Below are 252 nucleotides of genomic sequence, written 5' to 3'. Positions count from 1 at the left end.
ACGTCGAGGTCTTTTTCCTTAAGCACTCTCAACGCTGTTTGTTCCAGCTACCGAATCCAATGAAGCGGTAGTTTTCTTGTTTCTGTACTTGCCAATGAGATTTCTGCTCAAGTCAATGGCCTCGATTAAAGTCACGGTCACTACTAAAACTTTGTAACCTGTCCTTAAAATGTTCCTGATTTCCATAATTGTCTGTTGTTTAAAATGATTAATAATGTTGTTTTCCTAATACACAATTAAGGCTTTCAGGGG

General features: G+C 38.1%; 1 protein-coding gene. It reads right to left on the bottom strand.

Annotation, left to right across the window (positions count from 1 at the left end):
- Window positions 1-18 precede the first annotated feature (18 nt).
- A complete protein-coding gene (locus H6A34_RS14790) occupies window positions 19-186 on the bottom strand; it encodes a hypothetical protein (RefSeq protein WP_205106124.1) in 168 nt (55 codons plus the stop codon).
- Window positions 187-252 lie beyond the last annotated feature (66 nt).

Source organism: Marseilla massiliensis, from assembly GCF_016899855.1.
Taxonomy (GTDB): Bacteria; Bacteroidota; Bacteroidia; order Bacteroidales; family Bacteroidaceae; genus Prevotella.
The sequence above is the reverse complement of the archived record's forward strand: the minus strand, read 5'-3'. Positions and strand labels throughout refer to the sequence as shown.